General features: G+C 52.4%; 17 protein-coding genes. 1 reads left to right on the top strand and 16 read right to left on the bottom strand.

The genetic code is table 11. The features are described from left to right. Positions 1-46: 46 nt before the first annotated feature. Positions 47-1,102: an IS701 family transposase gene (locus ABXJ76_RS18330; RefSeq protein WP_432742714.1), complete on the top strand. Its 1,056-nt coding sequence runs from the start codon at positions 47-49 to the stop codon at positions 1,100-1,102. Positions 1,103-1,159: 57 nt separating this feature from the next. Here the strand turns inward: ABXJ76_RS18330 and ABXJ76_RS18325 are convergent, their stop codons facing one another. From ABXJ76_RS18325 to amrS, 16 genes are all read right to left on the bottom strand, one after another. After that, positions 1,160-1,630 (bottom strand): hypothetical protein, encoded by a 471-nt coding sequence (locus ABXJ76_RS18325; RefSeq protein WP_432742713.1) that lies wholly within the window; start codon positions 1,628-1,630, stop codon positions 1,160-1,162. A 123-nt stretch (positions 1,631-1,753) separates the two neighbouring features. Beyond that, positions 1,754-2,074: an efflux RND transporter permease subunit gene (locus ABXJ76_RS18320; protein ID WP_432742711.1), complete on the bottom strand. Its 321-nt coding sequence runs from the start codon at positions 2,072-2,074 to the stop codon at positions 1,754-1,756. Next, positions 2,053-4,839, bottom strand: a complete 2,787-nt coding sequence (locus tag ABXJ76_RS18315; RefSeq protein WP_432742709.1) for an efflux RND transporter permease subunit — start codon at positions 4,837-4,839, stop codon at positions 2,053-2,055. The genes ABXJ76_RS18320 and ABXJ76_RS18315 overlap by 22 nt, the downstream gene beginning before the upstream one ends. A 3-nt stretch (positions 4,840-4,842) precedes the next feature. Further along, complete coding sequence (locus ABXJ76_RS18310; protein WP_432742707.1) at positions 4,843-5,199, bottom strand: hypothetical protein; 357 nt, start codon at positions 5,197-5,199, stop codon at positions 4,843-4,845. Continuing rightward, positions 5,192-6,013 carry an efflux RND transporter periplasmic adaptor subunit gene (locus ABXJ76_RS18305; RefSeq protein WP_432742705.1) on the bottom strand — a complete coding sequence of 274 codons (822 nt, stop codon included), beginning with the start codon at positions 6,011-6,013 and terminating at the stop codon, positions 5,192-5,194. The genes ABXJ76_RS18310 and ABXJ76_RS18305 overlap by 8 nt, the downstream gene beginning before the upstream one ends. Continuing rightward, complete coding sequence (locus ABXJ76_RS18300; protein ID WP_432742703.1) at positions 6,013-7,329, bottom strand: efflux transporter outer membrane subunit; 1,317 nt, start codon at positions 7,327-7,329, stop codon at positions 6,013-6,015. The genes ABXJ76_RS18305 and ABXJ76_RS18300 overlap by 1 nt, the downstream gene beginning before the upstream one ends. Positions 7,330-7,412: 83 nt before the next feature. Further along, a complete protein-coding gene (locus ABXJ76_RS18295; protein WP_432742701.1) occupies positions 7,413-7,757 on the bottom strand; it encodes a hypothetical protein in 345 nt (114 codons plus the stop codon). A 97-nt stretch (positions 7,758-7,854) separates the two neighbouring features. Continuing rightward, positions 7,855-8,265, bottom strand: coding sequence for an ExbD/TolR family protein (locus ABXJ76_RS18290; RefSeq protein ID WP_432742700.1), 411 nt, complete (start codon positions 8,263-8,265; stop codon positions 7,855-7,857). Positions 8,266-8,267: 2 nt separating this feature from the next. Continuing rightward, entirely contained in the window at positions 8,268-8,933 is a 666-nt protein-coding gene (locus ABXJ76_RS18285; RefSeq protein WP_432742698.1) for a MotA/TolQ/ExbB proton channel family protein, read from the bottom strand. A 13-nt stretch (positions 8,934-8,946) separates the two neighbouring features. Next, positions 8,947-9,753, bottom strand: coding sequence for an energy transducer TonB (locus tag ABXJ76_RS18280; protein WP_432742697.1), 807 nt, complete (start codon positions 9,751-9,753; stop codon positions 8,947-8,949). Between the two features lie 19 nt (positions 9,754-9,772). Further along, entirely contained in the window at positions 9,773-10,039 is a 267-nt protein-coding gene (locus ABXJ76_RS18275) for a hypothetical protein (RefSeq protein WP_432742695.1), read from the bottom strand. Positions 10,040-10,598: 559 nt separating this feature from the next. Then, on the bottom strand, positions 10,599-13,019 hold the full coding sequence (locus ABXJ76_RS18270) for a TonB-dependent siderophore receptor (RefSeq protein WP_432742693.1): 2,421 nt from the start codon (positions 13,017-13,019) through the stop codon (positions 10,599-10,601). A 238-nt stretch (positions 13,020-13,257) separates the two neighbouring features. Continuing rightward, complete coding sequence (locus ABXJ76_RS18265) at positions 13,258-14,217, bottom strand: FecR family protein (RefSeq protein WP_432742691.1); 960 nt, start codon at positions 14,215-14,217, stop codon at positions 13,258-13,260. A gap of 72 nt (positions 14,218-14,289) precedes the next feature. Further along, the gene (locus ABXJ76_RS18260; protein ID WP_432742689.1) at positions 14,290-14,796 is read right to left on the bottom strand and encodes an RNA polymerase sigma factor; all 507 of its coding nucleotides are present in this window, start codon (positions 14,794-14,796) and stop codon (positions 14,290-14,292) included. A gap of 280 nt (positions 14,797-15,076) precedes the next feature. Beyond that, on the bottom strand, positions 15,077-16,318 hold the full coding sequence (locus tag ABXJ76_RS18255; RefSeq protein WP_432742687.1) for a PepSY-associated TM helix domain-containing protein: 1,242 nt from the start codon (positions 16,316-16,318) through the stop codon (positions 15,077-15,079). Between the two features lie 672 nt (positions 16,319-16,990). Next, a complete protein-coding gene (amrS, locus tag ABXJ76_RS18250) occupies positions 16,991-18,076 on the bottom strand; it encodes an AmmeMemoRadiSam system radical SAM enzyme (protein ID WP_432742685.1) in 1,086 nt (361 codons plus the stop codon). Between the last annotated feature and the right edge of the window lie 255 nt (positions 18,077-18,331).

Genomic DNA, 18,331 nt, shown 5'->3' with positions numbered 1-18,331 from the left:
TCACTGATGTTACGCACCCACCCCTCAAAAAGCGTATTATTTCGGGATGGAAAAAATAAAACTAGAATTATACACAGACTACCTGATCTGCAATAACGGGTTTGCGACGGCGACCGGATTGTCGGCAATGATGGAAGGGGATATAAGCCATGACCAGATGACGCGTTTTCTGGCATCGAAAGCATTTACCTCCAAAGACCTGTGGGGGCAAGTTAAAGCGACAGTACGCCAGATAGAACGGGAAGATGGTTGCTTGATATTTGACGATACCATTCAGGAGAAGACCTGGACGGATGAGAACGAAATCATGTGCTGGCACTATGATCACTGCAAAGGGCGTTCGGTCAAAGGAATCAATTTGCTGAACGCCCTATACTATAGTGGGGAAGTTTCAATTCCCGTCGCCTTTGAAGTGGTGCGCAAGCCTTACCAGTTCAGTGATGTGAAGACCCGCAAGGTCAAGCGGGCCAGTGAGTTCACCAAAAATGAGCTGATGCGGGAGATGATAGCGACCAGTGTGGCGAATGCCATCAAGTTCCGCTATGTGTTGACGGACAGTTGGTTTGCCAGCAAGGAGAACTTTGAGTTTATCCTGAAGAAAGGCAAGCACTTCATCAGCGCCCTAAAGGATAACCGCTTGGTGGCTTTAACAGAAGAAGACAAGAAAGAAGGCCGTTTTGTACGAATCAGTCAGCTGGAATTGGCGGATCAGCAGGCGGTGCGCGGTTGGATGAAAGGCTTTCAACAGGAAGTGCTTTTCGTCCGCCGGGTCTTTACAAACAAAGACGGCAGCATCGGCCTATTGAATCTGGTATGCAGTGATTTAGCGTGCAATGGCGAACAAGCCGCCACGATCTACCAAAAACGGTGGAAAGTTGAGGAGTTCCACAAGTCATTAAAATCCAATGCGGGGTTGGCAAAATCACCAACCCGTACGGTCACTACCCAGAACAACCATGTCTTCATGTCGATCTATGCGGTGTTCAAGCTGGAATGTCTGAAGATAAAACACAAGGCCAATCATTTTGCGCTAAGAACTAAGCTGTTTATCAAAGCGAACCAGATAGCTTATGAAGAGTTGCAAAAATTACTGGCTGCGTAACATCAGTTACTCATTGAAATAACTGATTTATGCGATTTAATCTACAGGGATTGAAGGTTAGTTAAGCCAGGCAGCGAATCTCGCTTTAGCCTCGGCTTTGAATTGCTTCGACCAGCGATAGACAGGAGTTTCAGTGACTTTCTGATGCGCCCATTGCAGCCAACCGGTGACGGTGGTGTAAATAACCCGCAGGAACGTAAAGGTCAAAAGCTGGGGCTTGGTTAACGCAAATACTCTGGCTATCAGCACGGTGCCCAGTAATTTTGCCAATAATTCCAGCAGAATGCCTTGTAGAATCAAGCCGTGGGCTAGCAATCCGAAGGCGACGAGATTGATCGGCGTGACAATGATGAGCGGAATGCTGAACGCCACCAACGCTAGAGGCGGCGATGTTTGACTGAGCCATTGTTCGACGGTTTCCAGGTTCAGCCATCTGATTAGCGAGTGTCCAAATGCCGACAGAGCATCCCAAAGCCACTCTTCGATGATCAGGACGACAGCCAAGCACGAAAGCATGATTTTTTTCATAATCTAACCGAAAGAAAGTTTAACGGAAATAGTATACCTGCTCTATCGCAATGGTCTAGATTGAACTGATACGCTTGCGGGGTATTACCGTCGGCTCAGTTCGACCGCGTCCTGTTCGAAAGTTTAATCACCCAAAATAGCATAACAAACCGGCGTTAATATCAGGCTGGCGGTCATGCCCAGCAACAGGCCTGCCGACAGGGACAAGGTCATTGGAACCAAGAATTGCGCTTGCGGGCTGGTTTCCAGCAGCGCCGGTAAAAATCCGGCGAAATTGGTCAGGAAGGCTAAAAATATCGGTCGAAATCGTGAGGTACAGGCTTCGCAAATCAGTTCCGCAATCGGCTTTTTCGGGTCGTGGTGTTCTTTCATATAATCCAGCAGCACCAGGCTGTCGTTGACGACCACGCCGCTCGCCGCGATCATCCCGACCAACGACTCCATCGACAAAGGCAAACCTGCCAGCCCGTGCGCGATGACCGCGCCGCACCAAGCGACCGTGCGGCCAGCAGGAAAATCAGCGGTTTTAAATACGAGCGGAACGGCACCGCAATCAGCACGTAGATCACCAACAGCGAGATCAGGGTGTTTTGTTTTAGCGCCTCAAACATAGCTTGCTGTTCCTGGCCGATGGTGATGCTCAAGCCGGGGTAATTCAAGCGCAGGTTTTTCAATTCCCCGGTTTCCAGTCCGGCATAGATGGCGTTGACATCGGCTTTTTGCGGATCGACCCTCGCCTGCACTTTCAGCACCCGGCGGCGGTCTTGTTGCCGGATCAGCTTGGCGACGCCGGGGGTTAAGGTCACTTTGGCAAGCGTGCCCAAAGGCGCGTGTTGGCCGTCCGGCAATTGCACCGGCAGCGCCGCCAGACTGTCCAGCGACTGGCGTTCCTCGCGCGGATAACGCACCATCACCTTGACTTCATTGCGCCCGCGCTGCAAGCGTTGCACTTCATCGCCATAGTAGCCATGGCGGACTTGCTCGGATAAATCTTCAAGCCGTAGCCCTAAGCGTTCCGCTTCCGGCTTTAAGGTCAAGCGGATTTCCGGCTTGCCCGGTTCGCTGGAATCGACCACATCGTAAACGCCCGGATAGCCTTCAAGCGTGCGCTTGAGTTCAGCTGAGGCTTTGGGCAGCAGCTCGGAGTCGACGGCACCCAGATCAAACTCGATGTCGTAAGGCACATCGCCTTCCTTGTACAGAAAATCGATCTTGGTGCGGCCCAAGTCGCCGACCCGTTTGCGCCACTCGTTGATAAAATCCTCGACGACTATCCGTTGCCGCCCTTCTGCTGAAAATTCGGTCCAGAAACCGGCGCCATGCTCATAGATCATGGTTTCCAGTCCGACCACGATGCTGTCATGGTTTAGTTTATGGTTTTCCTCGCCTATGCCATCCAGTTCATCGCGTAACGCAAAAAACGCCCGTTCCACCTGCTGCGCCCGGTTGCGTACTTCGCTGTAAGGCATATCCTGCGGTGAGGCCAGGGAAACCCAAAAACTGTCCTTGATGACGTCGGCCTGTAGGGACATGCGTAATCGTCCGCTGTCCAGCCAGGCTCCGCACAACAGCAATAACACGATAAAAACGGTGACGGTCAGGTAACGCCAGTCCAGCGCGCGTTGTAAAAACGGGCGGTAGTAGCGGTCGACAAATCGCTCCAGGCCGAGATTAAGCTTTTCCCGCAAACGTTCCAGTCCGGAAGCAGCTGTTCCAACACGATTGGGCGCAGCCAGATGCGAAGGCAGAATCAGCAGCGCCTCAATCAGCGAAAAGACCAGGGTCAAAATCATCACCAGACAGATAGGCTTCATCATCTGCCCCGCCCATCCGGGCAGGAACAGCCCCGGCAAGAATGCCACCAACGCCACCAGTACCGATAAAATCACCGGCAAAGCCACCGCCTGTACGCCGCGAATCGCACCGGCAAGGCTGGCCTCGGCATCTTGGCCGTCCTGCTGATGCGAATATACGCTTTCGCCGATAATAATCGCGTCGTCCACCAAGATGCCCATCGCCAGCAGAAAGCCGAACAACGACAACATGTTGAGCGACACATCCAGTGCGGGCATTAGCCACAATGCGCCGAGCACGGAAGTAAAAATGCCCACACCGGCCCAGATAGCCACACGCAGCCGCAAAAACAAGGTCAACACCAAACACACCAGCACAAAACCGCCGAGGCCGTCTTCCACCAGTGTGCGCACCCGTTCGTCGTAAGCCTGCGAATCATCCCACCAGGTCGTCATCAGCAACCCTTCCGGCAGTTGCGGCTGCATGTCGGCGACATAGTCCTTAACGCGGCGCGCCACTTCGACGGCGCTGTATTTGGTATGGATTTCCCAGCCTTGGGCGGTCTCGCCGTTATGATGCCATTCCGACAACCGCTCTTCCAGGCCGTCGCGGATCACGGCGACTTCGCCAAGGCGCAGTCGCGTGCCGTCGGCATGGGTGCGCAGCACCAGGTTGCCGATGCTTGCCGCATCCTGCGCTTTTCCCTTGACTCTAAGCTGCAATTCGCCCGACGGCGTTTTTACCAGTCCGCCCGATTGATCCAGCGAGGCGCGGCGCACGGCTTCGGTGACATCGTGCAAGGACAGGTGATATTGATTCAGCTTGGCGGAAGCCACCTCGATAACGATTTCATAAGAAATTTCGCCGTAATTGCGCACCCTTAGCACGCCGGGAATCTGCTCAAGGTCTGTGCGAATATGCTCACCGAAGCGTTGCAAAGTGAGCGGATCGGTGGGCCCGTGCAAGGCCACCCAGATTACGCCGTCATCGCCATTACGGGTAGCCGGTTGAATATCTATTTTTTCCAGATTTTTCGGTAATCGGGGTATATTTTGAATGCGCCCGCGCAGAGAGTTAATGATCTGCTCCTGATCATAATCCGGCAACACCGATACCTTGACGGTGCATTCGCCTTCGCGAATCTCGCTGTTCAGCCTCTTGATGCCCGGCATATCGACGATAGCCTCTTCGATACGGACACACACCGATTCCTCGATTTCCAGGGGGCCTGCACCCGGATACGCTGCCATAACATCGATCTGCTGAGGGCTGAAACGGGGGAATACCTCTTTGTCCATCACTCTAAAACCGACGATGCCGCCGATAATGATCAGTATCATCAACAGATTGGCGGCCACAGGATTGGAGGCGAACCAGGCCAACAGGCCGGTAGCGCGATATTGTGATGAATTCATCGATTATTCAACTCTAACCTTCATGCCTTCCACAGGCACCTGGATACCGGAGGTCACAATCCGGTCGCCTGCGTTCAATCCCTCTTTCACCAGAATACGATCCGGCTCGTTGCGCAGCACCTCAAGATGGCGGATGTGCAGGCGTCGCTCGGTATCGACCGTCAACACTTGCTGAGCGGCATTGATTGCATTTTGGGGCAGCACGAACAGGTTTTGCAGCTCTTTTCCCTGTACCTGCGCCTGCACAAACAGCCCGGCAAGCAGTGGCGGATGATCGTCTTTTTGCGTGTAGGGGTTGATGACTTCGGCGACCGCATAGAGCACGCCGGTGGTGTCGTCCAGCTGTCCTTCGCTACGCACGATGCGGCCTTCCCAGGATTGATTGCAAGGCTCCTGCGAAATCGGCGGTGAGCGTGACTTTAGGGCAGGGCAGGGACGCTGCACCGCATTGTTTGCCTCCCGCTCCCAACGGCAAATCGAGATAGGCCAGCTGGTCGGTCGGCAACGGCAACCTGATTTCGGCAAGGTCGGTGGAATAGATATGGGCGAGTTTTTCGCCGGATTGGATAGTCTGCCCCAAGCCCGCAAGCTTGGTTTGCAAGCGTCCGGTAAAAGGCGCGCGCAATTCGCAGCGACTGCGTTTGATTTGGGCTTGCAGCAGGTTGGCTTCGGCGGCTTTGAGTTTGGCGCGCGCTTCGGCCAGTTGCGGCTCGCGCATCGCCAACGACGTGGCGATACCTTCCCCCAAGGCTTGCCATTCATTGTGCGCCTGGTCGGCCTGGGCTTCTTCCATCGCCAGTTGACGTTTGGCTTCGGCGATTTGCGCCTGGGCTAGTGCGATAGCGTAGTCGTAATCGCGCGGGTCTATGGACACCAACACGTCGTTGCGGGCAAAAAAACCGCCTGCGACAAAATCGTGATGAAGCTGGATGATTTTGCCTGAAACTTCCGGTATCAAATCGATTTCATTACGCGGCGTAACGACACCCTGAGAATGCACATTGAGCCGTAGCGTTTGCGGTTCGACCTGAATCACGGTAACCAGCGGCACTTCGGCGTTCGGCGTTTGCGGCACCAGTTGCGGACGCGTGGCAATAACCGCCCAGGCGCAGGCAATGCCGGTCAGCAACAGTGCAATAGGCAGGAGGATTTTCAACCGGCTTTTTTCCATCATCAAACCCCGCCTCCTAAGGCCAGATAAAGATCGATACGATTGCTGAGCAGTTGCCGTTGCACGGAAAGATGCGCGCTTTGGGCGTTCAGGGTGCTGCGGTAGCTGTCCAGCAAGGTGAGAATTTCGATCAGGCCCTGCCGATACGAGTAGACCGCGAGCTTGCGGCTGGCTCGGGTTTGCTCCACGGCCTCCCTGAGCGCCTGCTCCTGCTCCCTTAGCCAAAATTCTGCGGCCAGCGCTTGTTCCACTTCCCGAAAAGCGTTAAGCGCGGCGCTTTGATAGTGGTTAAAGGCTTCTTCGGTGCGCGCCTCATTCAGGCGTATGCCCGCCTTCAGGCGACCGCCGGTAAAAACGGGTTGCACCAGCCCCATGGCCAAATTCCAGGCCACGGCGCGAGGATCGATCAGCTCCATCAATGCCGGGCTGCCGGTGCCTCCAGAGGCGGTCAGGGTGATCCGGGGCAGGAGCGTTTTCTTCGCGCTTTCCACGCGGGAGTCGGACGCTTGCAGTCGCGACAACGCGGCGACCAGATCGGGTCGCCGTGCCAGCAGCTCCGAGGGTAATCCGGCGGCTAAAATGCTCGGCGGTGTCGGCAATGCTGAAAGGTTTTTCAGGCTATTGCCCGGATAGCGGCCCAGCAACACTTCCAGCCTGCGGGTGACGATTTGCACCTGATTACGGGAGGCGGCAAGTTGCGCTTCGGCATTCGCCAGATCGGTCAGCACCAGACGCAAATCCAGGCCGCGAGTTAATCCCCGGGCAAATCGACCGCGCACCAGTTCGACAATGACGCGGCGATCCTTGATCGATTGTTCGGCGACCTCGGCCTGAAGATTGGCCTCCAGCAGCTCAAAATAACTTTGCGCGGTGCGCGCCGCCAGGGACAGTCTAGCGCCGTGATAATCGGCAGCTACGGCTTCTGCTTCCTGCGCGCTTGCTTGCTGTGCAGCCTTGATGCGTCCCCAGACATCGATTTCCCAGCTCATGGTGAACAGCGCTTCAAACGCGCTTGTGTTGTCGGCTGATAGGGTGTCGCGACGGTATCCCGGCGCAAAAGATAACTGCGGCCAACGCATCGAGCCATCGATACGCGCTTGCTCCCGAGCCGAATCCACGCGTGCGGCGGCGGCTTTCAGATCATAGTTATGGTTCAGTGCGTCCTGCACCAATGCGCTGAGCGTGCGGTCGGCAAAAGCGCTTAGCCATTGTGTTGCGATGGGGTTATTGGCGGTTGCCCATTGCGGCGGCGACTTCGTGATGTCGATGGCGTTACGCTCCGGTGTCGTCGCGCAGCTTGCCGTCAACAAAACTACCATGCAGCAAAAAGCACGTAGGATGTGTGGTCTATAAAAAATATCCAGCTCCAATATTCAGCGTAAGGTGTCGCCTTATTAAGTGTTTACTTTTTATCCAGTTTGGCTTTGATAGCGGTAGTTTCAGTCTGAATTTTTTCTATGGCTGCCTTCAATCGGGCTTGTTGGTTATTTGCGGCATTGGCGATAATTGCGTTATCTGAATTGGCCTCGTTAATCATGCAACTGTTATAGGCATTGGCCTTTTGCTGCCAGTCATTGATTGCGTTGACGCTTTTGTTGTAAGCATCAACGCTCGCCTGATCAATAACGGGAACCGAGGGTTCGGCGCCACAACCGCTTGGCGACCAGATCCCGTTGGTGATAGTGCCCGCCACAGCGGAGACGGCAGTGAGCATCATTGTCGCAGTAAGCGATAGTCGTTTTATCATTTTCACTCCTCAGCTATTTTCAATCGCGTTAGCCTTAATTGGGTCATCCGCCAAGCGGGATGCGATTTCATATGGATTTCAAAGCTATGCAATCACGCTACTGCTGTATGCTCACAAAGGCTATTTTGGCAATTCCAGCATGTTGAACGGTCGCCATCACTTCGGCAACCTTTGAATAAACCACGTCCTGGTCGGCGTATAAATGCAGGCCTATTTCAGGATTTTTCAACAGTTCATCGTTCAAAGCCGTTTCCAGGGCAGCCAGATCGACCAGCGGCAGTTTGTTCAGCGTTATAAGTCCCTGAGCATCGACACCGAGCTGTAGCGGCTGTTCCTTAACATCCGCCGTGGTCTCGGCGGTTTTCGGCAAGGTCACATGCACCGATTGCGTGAGCAGCGGCGCGGTCACCAGCAGAATAATCACCAACACCAGCATCACATCGACCAGCGGCGTGACATTAATCTCGCTCATCGCGCCTTCGTCTTCCGATTGCGGTTTAAAAGCCATGTTTATACCTTAGCCTTGCTGTCAGCACTTAACGCGATATGCAGAAAACTGGCGACAAAGTTTTCCAAGCCGGCACGGTGTTGCTTGACCCGGCGCAGGAAAAAGTTATACGCCAACACCGCAGGTACGGCGACCGCGATACCGATTGCGGTGGCGACCAGCGCGTCGCCGATCGGACCCGCCACTACATCCAGGCTGGTCGAACCGCTGGCGGTAATTTCATGCATCGCATGCATGATACCCAGCACCGTGCCGAACAGGCCGACGAACGGCGCAGTGCTGCCGATACTGGCTAGCAGTGTCAGGCCGCTTTCCATCAGGTGTTGCTCTTTCTGCATTTGCACCAGCAGCGAGTGTTCCAGCAACTCGGCCGGAGAGCCGATATATTTAAGGCGTTTACCGTCAGCTTGTTGGCTTTCGTTCAGCCAGGAAAAACCTTGCTGTGCGATTCGAGCCTGAGGACCGATGGCGGTATCTGCGGGCAGCGATTGGGCTTGAACCAGATCGGATGCCTCCCAGAACGCGGCGTTAAAATGTCGGTTACGATAACTGTTATTGGCGAACTCCCAGATTTTAAAAAGAAGCACCGTCCAGGTGGCCACCGAGAAAGCCAGCAGTGTGTATAAGGTACCGTCGATGATGACTTTCGGCTCAATATGGTAGGGCATTTAAGTTTCCTTTTTAGTTATTCAAAACAAATTCAATAGGTACGATCACCGAACTGGCCACCGCCGTGCCGCCCCGTTTGGCGGGCATAAATTTCCATTTTTCGACCGCTTCGATGGCGGCCTCGTCGAGTACGTCATGACCGCTGCTGCGTTGCACGGTGACATCCTCGCTATCGCCTTCGACGGATACTCTCACCCGCAGGTGCACGGTACCTTCCCAACCGCGGCTGGTGGCAATGCCGGGATATTTCGGTTTGGGATTGGAGCCGTAATTGGCGTTGAAATTCGCTTCGGTAAAGGGTGCGGTCTCTGCCGTCGCCTTGCTTGAGGTATTCGCGGCAGCGCTAGTCGCTACCGGAGCCGGTGCGGATTCGGCAGTCGATGGCGCAGGCAGCATATCCTCGGCCATAGGTTGCGGTTTGGGAAGCTCCATTTGCTTGCGGGTAACCAGCTTTTTTTTCTTGACCGGCTTTTTTACGGGCTGTTTTTTCGGCTCCACCGGTTTGGGTTGCGCAATCGGCGCAGCTGCTGCCTGTTGACTCGGCGCAGAAATCAGCGACACTTCCATGATCATCGGTTGGGCCTTGGTAAAGGCTTCGGCAGGTTGCAGCATCCAGATAGCTGCCCATAGATGCAGTGACAGCACTAAAATCAATAACAAACCGCCTATTGAGTACGGCTTTTCTTGACGGGTTAAGAATGTAAACAGTGGGCGCGAATTTATTCGCGTTGCTGCTGTAGACGCGAATAAGTTCGCGCCCACAAAAGGCGTTAATCCCCGAACAGTCAGGCCGCCTTTGGGGCTTTTGAATAAATACATAGAGAATATCGTTTGCCAATCAAAGCGCATGTTCTGGAGGACGGCTTAACAGCGTCATCATACGTTCAAGTTTATCATCGACTTTTGCCACATAATCTTTCAGTTGAGCCAGCTCGCCCTTAAGGTCATGGGTGTTTTCATGAACATGCTGAAAATGCACCTGAAAATAGCGGGGTAGCGGAAATAAATCAATTAAATCGTCATCTTTCTTAACACTGCGATCTTTAGGCGTCTTTGCCGTGATCTTTTCAGTCTTATATTTTTGTACCAGTTTTAATGCTTTCATATTTCCTTCCTTATTTAGTTAGTTTATTTTGCATCCGTCTTTACTCTGGGTGATAAAGACAAAATAAGCGCCATAAGTCCTCACTTGGACTAAACGGCGTTGTCTTTGTAAACAAGTCTTCAATTATCATGATCACGTTAAAAAAACCATCCCTGGAATAAGTTCGTCCTACCTGACAAGTTTAATGAGGAAGACAACGAAGCCCAGAATTTGCAGCGTCTAACTGAACGGCCGGTTTTAAGGGAAAAACAACAAATTGCGAGCTTCTACTATAAGACGTTTCAGCGGCAATAAATCCTCACCTAAAAGATAAAAAAAATATAAATAAGGTCCGTAGGTTGGGTTAGGCGTTAGCCGTAACCCAACACATTCGCGCAAAAATGTCGGGTTACGCTATCGCTAACCCGACCTACCCGGCTGGCAGGTCGTAGGTTGGGTTGCTCTTTTCGCAACCCAATACATTGGCGATGTAAATGTTGGGTTGAAAACAGCATCAACCCGGCTGGCAGTCGTAAATATTGGATTGTGCAAAATACGACAACCCGATGCAGCTAATACATCAATACTCAATCTTAATCGACCCCATAAACGTGCGCGGCGCGCCGTATGAACTTAGCCCATTTGATTGCGTACTGGCGGTGTAGGTCTTATCGAGCAGATTATCGACGTTAAGTTGGGTGGTGAGGCGGGAGGCTCCCACTTTCCATAGTTTACTGACCATCAGATTGGCTGTTACATAACCGGGAGCTTGCGCCGTTTCGATATAACCGATTTCACGCTGGCCCACCGCTTGCGCGCCTGCGCCGACTTTCAGCCCATGTAGCAGCGGCTGTTGAAATTCGTAAGTCGTCCATAAACTGCCATTATTCACCGGCGCATTATGCAAACGCTTGCCATCCATTCCGGCCCCAACGCTACCCTTTAGAGTTTTGGCAAAAGGCGTGTACGCATAAGCGCCGATAATGTTCCATCCAGGGAGAATTTCGCCCGTTAGGTCCAGCTCGATCCCTCGGCTTTCGGCCTCCCCAATCGCCAGCGTGGTCCGCGGGTCCACTTGGACAGGCACATTTTGCTTCTTCAGGTCGAAATAAGCGATAGTGCCGCTGAAACGACCGTCGAACAGTTCGGTCTTGATGCCTGTCTCCCATTGTTGGGCGGTTTGCGGCGGCAGGGGCTGAGCTGTCCAAAAATTATTCGCCGCGCCAAAATTTTCGGTATAGCTGCCGTAAGCGGATAATTCAGGAATCGGTTGCCACACCAGTCCGCCGCGCGGCGAAACCTGGTCATAGCTGGTCTCTTTAACCGGCCCTCCATCGGGGCCGATGCTGGTTCCGGAAGTCTCGGCATTGTCATAACGCAATCCTCCCAAAAGATGGAAGTTATAAGGCAGCTCGACTTGATCTTGCGCATAAAGACCGAACCAGGGTAATGTGAAGTTTGCGGTGGAAACGGTGGCGGGCAAAATTGTCGGAGCACCAGTCTGGTGAACAGGAGTGTAGAGATTAGTCGTATCACGGGTAGCCAGACTAAAACCCGCCGATGTCGCCCGATAATCGGAACGATAGTAATCGCCGCCCACCAATAAAGTATGCTTGGCAAAACCTGTCTTGAATTTGCCGGTCAATTCCAGTGCATTAAAAAAGTTATGTTGGTAATCGTCGCCGTCAATATTTTGAGCGAAGAAAGCGCGAAACACATTCCCTGTTGCCGGCGCAGCGCTACCGGTACCGCCGCCGGCAGCCATCCTACCCGACATCGTTAAAGCGTAATTGCTGAAATTGAAGCGATGGCGCAGTTTCCAGGCATCGTTAAAGGCATGTTCGGTATTTAAAGACACCATCGTATATTCGTCTTCTTGGAAATTCCACGGATCGCCCAAATTCCGTTCGCGCGGAATATTGGCTGGGCGATTACCTAATAAAGGCACCATGCCGCGGCCATTTTCTTTAATGTCGCTGTACTCGACTTTCAAGGTCGAGGTGGTTTGGTCGGAAATATTCCAACGCAAGCTCGGCGCAACGAAGATGCGTTCCTCGCTGCCGAATTCCTGAAAGGTGTTGTTGGTTTGATAGCCCAGATTAAAGCGATAGGCGAGATCTTTGTTCGCAGTCAGCGGGCCGGTGGCATCGACATTGGTGCGATATAAATCGAAGGAACCGAATTGTTGGCTTAAACTGTAGTAGGGCGTATCCAGCGGCTGCTTGGTAACGAAATTAATGAGTCCGCCGGGCTCAGTTCGCCCGTACAGTATTGAACCGGGGCCTTTCAAAACTTCCACCCGCTCCACGTTGGCGAGATCTTCGGTATGCGCCCACTGGCTCTGATTCTTATAGCCGTCTCTGTAAACGTTGTAATTACCGAAGCCTCGAAGAAAAAACGTCCCGGATCCGCCTACACCGCTAACCGCGCCGCTGACGTTTCTCAACACTTGATCGACGGTGATGGCTTGCTGATCTTTCATCACTTGCCGCGACACCACTTTTACCGACACCGGCGTTTGCATAAGCGGCGTGTCGGTTTTGGTCGCAGTAATGGCGTTGGTAATTTTATAGTCCTTGTTATCGGGAGCATTCACGTCTTTAACCGTGTTCCCAGCCACCGTCATCGCTTTCAAAATAGTAGGCTCCTGTTTAGACGAGGGCGGCAGCTTTTCAATCACAACGGCATTATTACCGGTCATCCGGTAGCTTAAACCACTGTTGCCCAGCAACTGTTGCAGTGCAGCTTCCGGGCTGTATTTTCCATTCAGGCCTTTGCTTTGCAAGTCTCCGGCAATTGCCGTGTCGTAAACCAGTTGCAGGCCGCCGGTTTCCGCCAGCTTGTTCAGCGTGGTCGCCAACGAGCCGGACGGGATGTTGTATTGCTGGCTATCGGCCAGCGCGACGCCGGATACGCAAACGGCAATCGCCGCGCCGAGCAGCAGCGCCGCCGATGCGTGCTTGGCAATGCGGCGTTTACCGCATGCCTTTGATTTTTTCAAGATCATATGTCTCTCTATGCTGTTGTTTTGTGAATAACAGTAATGTGACGCATGGACTGCGCAAAACAGGAGGTGGAGAGAGATTTATTTTGCTACGGCGTAAGAGACTGTTATCAGCATCGTTCCCGCGCTCCGGTGTCGGAACGATAAAATATTAGATTGCTAATTTAAAGCGGAGCAATGGACGAGATTCAACCCGTGCTGCCCAGTCTTAAGTTGCTAGCCCAACAGTAAAATCCTAGCGATGCAGCAAAATCAGATAATCGTTGATTCGGGTCGAATGCACAGACAGCGAGCTTTCCAAGGCGTCGATGACAGCCAGCGGCTGATCGGTACGGAACACGCCGTTGACGCGCCGTTGGGTAATGCTGTCATCGCTGACCAGATAGCCGCGATGGTAGCGGTTGAGTTCGGCCATCACTTCGCCCAGCGGTTGGTTTTCAAACACCAGTTTGCCGCGTTGCCAGGCGGTCACCGTCTGGCTATCGATAGCTTTAATGCGCCCTAGGCCTGTTTGCTGATCGTAAACAAGCTGCTGACCTTCGTTGACCACTGCATGCAGCCCCCGACCTTCAGTCTGCTCCACATCGATGGCAACGCTGTGCTGGGTGACGCTGACTTCGGCTTGGCTATTGCGCAAGCGGATATTAAAAGCGGTTCCCAATGCGGTAACGGTGCCGTGTTCGGCATGTACCTGAAAAGGCCGGGTCGAGTCGGGACTGACTTCGAACCAGGCTTCGCCCTGTAGCAGAGTCAATTGCCGTTGGTTGCCGTCGATGTGTACCGACAGCGCACTATGGCTGTTGAGATGTACGATGGAACCGTCGCTCAAGCGAATGTCGCGCATTTCGCCGTAACCGGTATGGAAATCGGCCCGCAACAACATTGGTAACGGGCTGAACAGCCACAACGCCAGGCAGCACATTGTTAAAGTCGGCGCAGCCCATAATCTACGGAACCACGGTGTTTTGGGCGCAATGATTTCAGGTTTGACGATTCGTTGTTTGACAGCATCCAGCTCGTCCCACAATGCGCAAACAGCATCAAAAGCCTGCCGGTGCTGCGGATCGGCGTCTAGCCAATCTGCAAATTCGACACGTTCCCGGGCGCTGACCGTATCGCTATCCAGCCTGACCCACCATGCATTGGCGGCTGCTTTGATCGCGGGGTTATCGGTAGCATTTGATGTTGATTTCATCTGAGAAAGTCCTGGATTCAAGCAATTACTATTATAGGACGCATGACCCTATAAAAATAGGAGCTCGTCCGGTTACAGATCATCAAGTTGCTGTAATTTCTGCATCGCGCTGCGTAAATGCTTTTCCACCATATTGCGGGATATGCCCAGACGTTCTGCGATGTCGGCATGGCTCTGATTTTCAAACTTGCGCAATACAAATGCGGTTCGGCATTTGGGCGGCAGCAGGTTGACAGCCTCGACCAGCCGATCCAGACGCTGACGCCCCGCGATAATTTGTTCAGGATCAATGCCGTTGCTGGACTGTAGCTCCCTATCAAGGAAATCGACGTTATCGACATAGCGATTGCGAACCTTGTAGCGACGTTCATGGTCGGTTGCCAAATTGGCGGCGATGCGGTGTAACAGGGCGCGGGGATTTTCCGCTTGTTGCCAAAGGTTGCCCGTCATCATGCGTTGGTAAGTTTCCTGAACAATGTCGGCAGCCGTTTCAATACAGCCGCAGCGCTTGTACATCACTCGGCGCAATTCCTGATCATAGATTTTGATAAGTTGGGTGATGGCGGCAACGTTGCTCATAGGGTAAAAGAAGGCAGTTAGGCTTTTTGTAATCAAGTCTAAAAGCAAACTTTATGCCAGCAGCGTTGAGGCCGGTGCTGTCGGGGACTAAGGTAGACTGTGGTGCAGCCAATGGATTCGGACTGCTGTGTTATATGCCTTAGGCACTGTGGCATATCACCTAGTTTTGGCGACAGCGCTGGCGCGCCATGCAGGCAAAGTAAGTTTTAAACTGATTTTCGGAGTCTTGTAGGGGCGACTGGCCGGTCGCCCCTACCGCCAGAGCTGGTTATTGCACGTATTAATTTATATAACGATGTAATTTAGCCCGGCGTTTTTGCAGCCAGCGAATCACGCCGGTAACAAACAGCACCGGACACGCCAGACCGGACAAAAACACTAAAATCCGCCCGGTCCAACCGAACGCCCTGCCGCTGTGTAACGGCCACTGCCATTCGACAAAGGTTTGTCCGAAGGTGGCGCGGGTGCTGGGGTCTTGTACTTTTAAAACCGTACCCTGGTATTGATCGACAACAACCTGCCGCTCCGACCAAAACCGGCTAAGCTTGGGCACGTCGCTGATGCTGATGCGATAAACGCCGGTTTCGTCAGCGGGAGGACTCAGCCAATCGATGCGGCCTTCAGGATACTGGCTTTGCACGATACTTAGCGCCTGCGTCAAAGCTATCGGCTGTTTATCGTGCGCCGGCAACGAATGCGGACTATCCATAAAACCTTCAGTGCCGGGCGAAAGCTGCTTGACCAGCGCCATAAACTGATCTGGCAGATTCATGTAAACGCCTGAAAGCAACACCGCGAATAGAATCGGGAAGATGTAAAACCCCGAGGTTTGATGCAGATCATGATTAAAACGTTCGACACTGGCGCGGCGTTTAATGCTCAACACACGTCGCCAGCGCCCCGTTAACGGCCACCACACAATCAGGCCCGTAAGCACCGAAAACAACAGGATGACACCCATGATGCCGACGATAATCCCGCCTGTTTCGCCGGCCAGCAACGCAAAATGCAGCCGGAAAACAAACGGAATAAAGGCGCTGGGGAAAATATTCTCAGCCTTCTTGATCAAATGCTTGCCCAGCACTTGCGCGGTATAGGGATTAACATGCACCTGCCATTCGTCTTTTTCATCCGCAACCGCGGTAGGTATGTTAAATCCGAACTTATACGAAAACGTCGCATCGGCAGGATAATCGACGAAGCCCAGTTTAGCCTGCGGAGGCATGACAGCGATAGCCGCAGCCTGGACTTCCGCAAGAGCATGGTAAGCCGTCTCGCCTTGCGCCTGTGCCTGGACAATTCTTAAATCGGCATTCAAGACATTATCGATTTCTTCGTAAAACACCAAAATACTGCCGGTGAGTCCAAACACCGTCAGGAAAAAACCCAACAGCAAGCCCAGCCACAAATGTACGCTGAGCCAAAGTTTACGGCGTTTTTTTAAGCGTAACAGGCGTTGGTGCCCGGCATCTGCTCCGTTAAATGCCTCCCCGCGTGGCAAATCAATGGCAAATCGTTTCATGTTTTTCCCGTACATTGAATCAAGCTTTTGTGTGCTACAAACAAGCATCACTAATAAGACGTTTGAAGATGCAGAAATCCGCACCTTCAAGTTAAAATTAATCTGAACCGAATGGGTACGTTAAGCGTGAGTACGGATAATTCAACAAAGAGGGATTCGAAAGATGGAGTTGAAGGGGGCGCAGATATTGCATAGCGTCATGCAATCGTAAAGCGCCTTCTGGTTAGAATCGCTAACCCAACAAACCCAGAGGACAAAATGTTGGGTTGCGAAAAACAGGCAACCCGACACGGCTAATTGCCGATTAAAACTCCACTTTAACCGAACCCAAGAAAGTGCGCGGCGCTTCTGGCAGGGTTTGATGAATGAACGAGGCGAATCCGTTACTGGATGCAATGTATTCTTTAGCTAGCCGATTCTGTATATTAAATTACAAGGTTACATTGGATGGCCTCTGAGAATAATAATACACTGAAAACCAAGGGCTATCGCTTCGAGTATAATTTCGGTCATGGCTAACGGTTCTTGTCGCCTTTGATGGATTTTTAGATATGATCATGTCTTGTTATCTGAATGCTTTGGCGGTGATTCGTCAGCAGAAGTCAGTGCTATAAAATCAGTACTCCTTGTTTCAGAAATCGTTTAGAAAACGTGGCTAATGGGGTTCGCAACTCAGCCCATAACCACCGCTTGCCGCTTCGCCCCCCAGTTTCCCGGCTTTGGCTTAAACACTCCGGAACAATGTTCACCGCAAAAACGGCAATTTCCGGACGCATCCAGATTCCATTCGGACAATTCGTACCAGTCGCGGCCTATCAGCAGTTTTTTGCACTTGTGGCAATAGGTGCTGTCTGCGGACTTGTCATGCACGTTGCCGACATAGGCATAACGCACGCCGTTTTTTATCGCGATGTTTCGCGCCTGCAATAAGGATGAAAGCGGCGTAGGCGGCTTGTCGCGCATTTTCCAGTCCGGATGAAACGCGGTAAAGTGCATCGGCACATCCGGGCCCAGGTTCTCTACGACCCATTGGGTCATGGCTTCCAACTCGGCTTCTGAATCGTTCTCGTCAGGAATAATCAACGTCGTCAGTTCCAGCCAGACCGAGGTTTCATGCTTGATATATTTCAGCGTTTCTAAGACCGGCTCCAGATGCCCACCGACAATCTTGTAATAAAAATGCTCGGTAAAGGCTTTTAAATCGATATTCGCCGCATCCATCCATTGGTAAAATTCGGCCCTGGGTTCAGCGCAGACGTAACCTGCGGATACTGAAACTGATTTTATACCCAGGCTCCGACATGCCTGCGCGGTGTCAATCGCATATTCATGGAAAACTACTGGGTCGTTATAGGTATAAGCGACGCTGTCGCAGCCGTGATCAAATGCCGACTGGGCTATCGCATCGGGCGATGCCTTGCTCATCAGGGTATCCATTTCCCGCGATTTGCTGATGTCCCAATTCTGACAAAAATTGCAGGCCAGATTGCAACCGGCGGTACCGAAAGAGAACACCGAGGTGCCGGGTAAAAAATGGTTCAGCGGTTTCTTTTCGATAGGATCAATCGCAAAACCGCTGGAACGGCCGTAACTGGTCATCACAATCTGGTCGTCCAGATTCTGTCTGACAAAGCACAGGCCGCGCTGGTCTTTATGCAGTTTGCAAAACCGGGGGCAAAGGTCGCATTGCACGCGACCATCGTCCAGAGTATGCCAGTAACGGGTTTTTACGGTATCTTTGCTAACAAATTCAGTCATCATTATTCTCCTGGTTTCGTTGATAAACGCCGCTCTACTGATGCGGCAACTATTTTGATTCAGGGGGCGAGCTGTGGGTATTACTTTTTTATAAAAGTTTCATCATTCAGCATGACTGATCAACGGGATAAAATAAATGATTTTCGTCGGTTTAAGTAATGCTACGTATAGCTGTCAGATGGCTTTGACTCTATTATCCTGTGCCATTGATAGGGTGAAGGTTGACGCTGTAAAGCGTTTTCGCGATTGAATGGT

It is taken from the genome of Methylobacter arcticus, from assembly GCF_050917435.1.
Classification (GTDB): Bacteria; Pseudomonadota; Gammaproteobacteria; order Methylococcales; family Methylomonadaceae; genus Methylobacter_A; species Methylobacter_A titanis.
The sequence above is the reverse complement of the archived record's forward strand: the minus strand, read 5'-3'. Positions and strand labels throughout refer to the sequence as shown.